This is a genomic window from Candidatus Obscuribacterales bacterium, assembly GCA_036703605.1.
GTDB lineage: Bacteria > Cyanobacteriota > Cyanobacteriia > RECH01 > RECH01 > RECH01.
In genome coordinates this window covers 1-5,228 of the sequence record DATNRH010000426.1, presented here as the reverse complement: position 1 = coordinate 5,228, position 5,228 = coordinate 1, and the positions used below count along the sequence as shown (strand labels likewise).

At 53.5% G+C, this 5,228-nt stretch carries 3 protein-coding genes; all 3 read left to right on the top strand.

Annotation, left to right across the window (positions count from 1 at the left end; all coding sequences use genetic code 11):
* The first annotated feature begins 664 nt into the window (after positions 1-664).
* Positions 665-1,048: a DUF302 domain-containing protein gene (locus V6D20_08750; protein HEY9815869.1), complete on the top strand. Its 384-nt coding sequence runs from the start codon at positions 665-667 to the stop codon at positions 1,046-1,048.
* A 168-nt stretch (positions 1,049-1,216) separates the two neighbouring features.
* Positions 1,217-3,007: an alpha-amylase family glycosyl hydrolase gene (locus V6D20_08745; GenBank protein HEY9815868.1), complete on the top strand. Its 1,791-nt coding sequence runs from the start codon at positions 1,217-1,219 to the stop codon at positions 3,005-3,007.
* Between the two features lie 552 nt (positions 3,008-3,559).
* Positions 3,560-5,228: PAS domain-containing protein (locus V6D20_08740; GenBank protein ID HEY9815867.1), on the top strand; the 1,669-nt coding region annotated here is incomplete at its 3' end.

Sequence of the window (5,228 nt, the reverse complement as noted above, 5' to 3'; positions counted from 1 at the left end):
ATGCAGGATGTTGCAATTGTGAACATTCAACTGGATTGAACATGAGGAGAGGTCTTGAAGGGTGTATAGCTGATCGGCAGCCTATGCACCGTAGGTCTTGTGTAATCATCAGTAGATAAATAGATATCTTGATAAGAAATTTCTATTTAAGTAAGTTTAGGTGAGCTGAATTCAGCCATAGTATAGAGGTTAATCTAAACGTTCATGCGTTACTTTAGGCCAGAAGGAATGCTCCGCACAATCCAACGGGGTACCGCTGATTGGGAAAGCGCCTAGGCTCAATTACTGTTCAGTGATAAACAAAACACTTTGAATGCTGCTTTGGATACCGTTGGGGACGAAAACAGCACGTAGACCACATTGAAAACCAGCGAGGAATGAGCTCTTCAAGATCTCCTTCTCTAAAAAATGTTGACAGTCTATTGGTTATTGTTTGGAGTGATTTGGTTGATTTGTTTGATTTTAATATCAAACGTAAGAAAAAGATGTTAGAGATGGAGCTTTAATTGAAAGGAGGGGCGGTGGCTAAGACTAACGTTCTAGAGTTCGAGCAGGCGATCGCCCCTCTTCCTACCTCTCTTAGCTTCCCCTTGAGCGCTATATATTCATGTCTTCAGATAAGTTTACAAAACCGTATCAGATATTTCTCTAATGAGGCTATTGCATGTACTACATTGTCGAAACCCCCAAAACGTTTGACCAGGCGGCAGAAGACCTAGCGGCAGCGGTGACAAGCCATGGCTTCGGGGTGCTCCACATCCATGATTTAGGTGCTACCCTGCGCGGTAAAGGGATTGACTTTGCCGAAGACTGTCGGGTGTTTGAAGTTTGCAATCCAGGACAGGCTGCCCAGATGTTAGCCACCGATATGCGTCTAAATATGGCGTTGCCCTGTCGCATCTCAGTGTTTACAGAGAAGGGCACCACCAAGATTGGCCTAATTAGGCCAGGGCCCATGCTGGCTGCCCTGTCAGACAATGCAGAACTGGCGCAGGTTGCCCAGGCGGTTGAAGAAAAGACCATGCAAATGGTTGATGCTGCAATCTGAGCGATCGCAAATGGTGCCCAGCCCTGTAGTGTCAGCCCTGTAGTAGACCTTATCGGCAATGAGTTGCTCGACATCCAAATAGATGCAGTAACCATCAGATCGATAGGTGTCGGGCTAAGAATTGATTGCTTTTCCTAATTTCGCTTAAGTCTAGTGAAGGAATCCACCATGAGTAAAGCCATGAAGATCAAGGGCATCGGCTCGATTCTCCACAACAAAGGGGTTGCTTTTCGCCTGTGGGCACCCCATGCCCAGCAGGTCTCTGTGATTGGCTCGTTTAACGACTGGGATGGCACCCAGCACCCCATGGCCTCAGAGAACAACGGCTACTGGTACACCACCGTGGCTCAGGCCCAGGCGGGCGATCAGTATCGGTTTTTGCTCTCTACCCCTCAAGGCGAGTTAACCCGTATCGACCCCTACGCCCGCGAGGTGACCGGCTCGGTGGGCAATGCCATCGTCCATGACCCTAGCTTTGACTGGCAGGGGGATGACTTTCATATCGCCCCATGGAATGAACTGGTGATCTACGAACTCCACGTCGGCACCTTCAACGACCTGGAGGACGAGCACCATTCGGGCCAGTTTTCTTCGATGTCGGCGCGGCTGGGATATTTGAAAAAGCTAGGCGTCAACGCCATTCAAATTATGCCCATTGGAGAATTTGCAGGCGATCGCTCCTGGGGGTACAACCCCGCTCATATCTTCTCAGTCGAGATCACCTACGGGGGCCCGCTGGCGTTTAAGCTGTTTGTTAAACGTGCCCACGAGTCGGGCATCGCCGTGATTCTCGACGTGGTTTATAACCATTTCGGCCCCAGTGACCTCGACCTGTGGCAGTTTGACGGTTGGAGCGAGAATGATCGTGGCGGCATCTACTTCTACAACGACCACCGAGCCGCCACCCCCTGGGGAGAAACCCGCCCCGACTACGGCCGGGGCGAGGTGCGCCAATACCTCTCCGACAACGCCATGATGTGGCTTGAGGAATACCACATTGATGGGCTACGCTTTGATGCCACCCAGTTTATCCGCACCTTCCAGGCTGAGGATGTACGGGATTTGCCCGAGGGCTGGAGCCTGCTCCAGTGGATCAACAGCCAAATTGTGCAGAAATACCCAGGCCGCATCACCATTGCTGAAGATCTGCAAAATAACCGGTGGCTGACTAAAGATGTGGGGGCGGGCGGAGCTGGGTTTGGCTGCCAGTGGGATGCCAACTTTGTGCACCCCATTCGCCAGGCGGTGATTGCCGCTGAGGATGGGCAGCGATCGCTGGCCGCCATTCGTGATGCCATTCAGTACCGCTACAACGACGATGCCTTCGACCGGGTGATCTATAGCGAATCCCACGATGAGGTGGCCAACGGCAAGTCGCGGGTACCCCAGGAGATCAGCCCTAGCGACCCCAAGGGCTGGTATGCCCGCAAACGCTCGACCCTGGCAGCGGCGATGGTGTTTACTGCCCCTGGCATTCCCATGCTGTTTCAGGGGCAAGAATTTCTCGAAGGCGGCTGGTTTCGCGACACCGTACCCGTCGATTGGGATCAGCGCGACGAGTTTCACGGCATTGTGCGACTCTACCGCGACCTGATTGGGCTGCGGCTCAACCGCTACGGCTTTACCCACGGGTTGGGCGGCCAGTTCACCCAGGTCTACCATCTCAACGACGATCGCAAGGTGATCGCCTTTCACCGTTGGGATCAGGGTGGCCCCGGCGACGATGTGGTGGTGGTGGCCAACTTTTTCCGCGATGCCCAGGATAACTACACCATCGGCTTCCCGGCGGAGGGCACCTGGCGGCTGAGGTTTAACAGCGATTGGCAGGGCTACAACGACGACTTTGGCAACCACCCCAGCACCGATGCGATCGCAAACGAGGGCGATCGCGACGGGCTACCCTGGCACGGGTCGGTGTCGATTGGCCCCTACTCTGTGCTGATCTTTTCCCAGGAATGACTGTACTTGGGGCATGAATCAACGGCTGGGCCGATGACCGAATACTGCCCATCATCTCGTTGCCGCCAGAGGGGCTGCACCGGGAGAGGATGCTTCATGGTCAAAACCTCATGATCTATCAAGGACAAGGACAGGGGTAGGTGAGCCCAAACCGGATGGTTTTGCTATCCCTAATCTGACCACTCCGCTCCCAGAAATCACCCGCTTTCGCCATGATGACCGGTTGTGAACCTCGGCGATCGCTGTCCTACAAGTCGTGTTTAGCCATCAGTAGATAAACAGATATTTTGAGCAGAAAGTTCTGTTTAAGTAAGATTAAGTAGGCTGAATTCAGCCATATCATGGAGGATAATCTGAAGTTCATGCGTTACCTTAGGTCAAAAGGGATGCTCCGCGCAATCCAACGGGGTGCCGCTGATTGGGGAAGCGTCTGGGCTCAATTGCTGTTCAGTGATAAACAAAATACCTTGAATGTTGCACCGTGGTCTCAGGTACTTAAGGTCTTCAAAAATCTCGCTACAAACGTTACTGGCTGTTCCGCTGATCGTGCAGGTGATTGGCACCATCGTGATCGTGGATTACTTCTGCTATCGCAGCGGGCAGTCAGCCATTGAAGAGCTTGGTGACCAAGTGGTGGAAGACACTAACCGCCGTGTCGTCCAAACCTTAGATGACTATGTTCATGCATCAGAAATGCTGGTTCAAGGGCAGCAACTGTCCATTCAGCTAGGGGGAATGGACTGGCAAAATGCGGCGTTGATGGAGGCCTATTTTGTCGAGCAACTTCAGATCAACCCCCAAGTGAGCGGCTTGATGATCGTGACGGAGGCGAAGGATTTTCTGGCGGTGGGGCGTCTTCTTCCTACAGCACCTTTTGCGATTCAGGAACGCAATCCAAGGACGGGAAACCTAGAAAACTACGCGGCAGATCGCCAGGGTCAGCGCCTCTACTTACAAGATGTCTTAGAGAACTATGATCCCCATGTAACGCCATTAGGTGATCCGTGGTACATAGAAGCCCAGGGGCAAGAGGCAGGTCGTTGGCAGATGGCCGCGTCTGGGGTGCAGGGGCAAGACCATCCTTCCCTGATCATGACCTATGTCTTACCGTTTACCGATGCGGCGGGCAATTTTCAGGGTGTGCTGGGTGCCAGTCTCTACCTTGATCACATCGGCGAATTTCTGCGCAGTTTGCCGAGTAGCGATGCTGGGCGGGTGTTTATTTTGGATGAGCTTGACCACCTCATGGCCACCTCCACCGGAGAGGTACCGTTTCGTCCAGAGGCTCTTGCAGCAGATGCGGAAACTTCATCGCCGGAGCAGTGGCGGTTGGCGGCCCAGGAGAGTCAAGATCCGCTGACAAAGGCAGCAGCTCTTTGGCGTTTGGAGGTAGAAGGGGGGCGTAGTCTCAGGGCTCAGCGCGTCCGCCTATTAGAGCAGACCTACTTTGCGCAAGTGATCCCCTTTGATGTGAACCCTGGTTTGACATGGCAGGTGGTGGTGCTGGTGCCAGAGGCAGACCTGTCCGGGCGGATTAATGCAAATCTACGGCTCATGCTATGGGTGAGTGGATTGGTGCTGTGTGGTGCCGTGGGTGTGGGTCTTTGGGCGGCCCGACGTCTGACGCGATCGCTCCTGCGCCTCACCCAAACGGCCCAAAGTATGGAAGTGGGTGTCGTCGATCTACCCCTACCCGACAGTCGGATTGCGGAAGTTTCTGCGGTGTCCCATGCGTTGCACCATATGCATCAGCAGGTGCAGCAGTCTTTAACAACCCTGCAGGATAGTGAACAAAAGTTTGCCACGTTGCTAGACAGCCTGCCCATGGGAGTAGGCGTACTGGATGGGGATGGGCAGATGTTGTTGCTCAACCGCATGGGGCATTCGATTTTTCAATGGGGGATGGTTGATAATCCCCTAGATAGCCTAGAGGGCTACAACATTTACCTGGCCAACACCGATCAACAGTATCCCCCAGAACGTCGCCCTGTTGTACGGGCTTTGCGGGGAGAGACGGTGTATGTAGATGACCTGGAAGTGGAGGTGCAGGGTCGGCGGATTCCTTTAGAGATCAAAACGGCTCCGGTCTTGAATGAATCTGGCGAGATCATTTATGTGATCAATGCGTTTCAGGATATTAGCGATCGCCGCCAGGCCGAGGCCGATCGGGTGGCTGCCCAAACCTTGGGGCATGAACTCAGGTTATTGGAACAAGTGCTTG

Excerpts from the sequence above, each read along its gene's own strand:
- V6D20_08750 (HEY9815869.1), top strand. The coding sequence starts at position 665 with ATGTACTACATTGTCGAAACCCCCAAAACGTTTGACCAGGCGGCAGAA.
- V6D20_08745 (HEY9815868.1), top strand. The coding sequence starts at position 1,217 with ATGAGTAAAGCCATGAAGATCAAGGGCATCGGCTCGATTCTCCACAAC.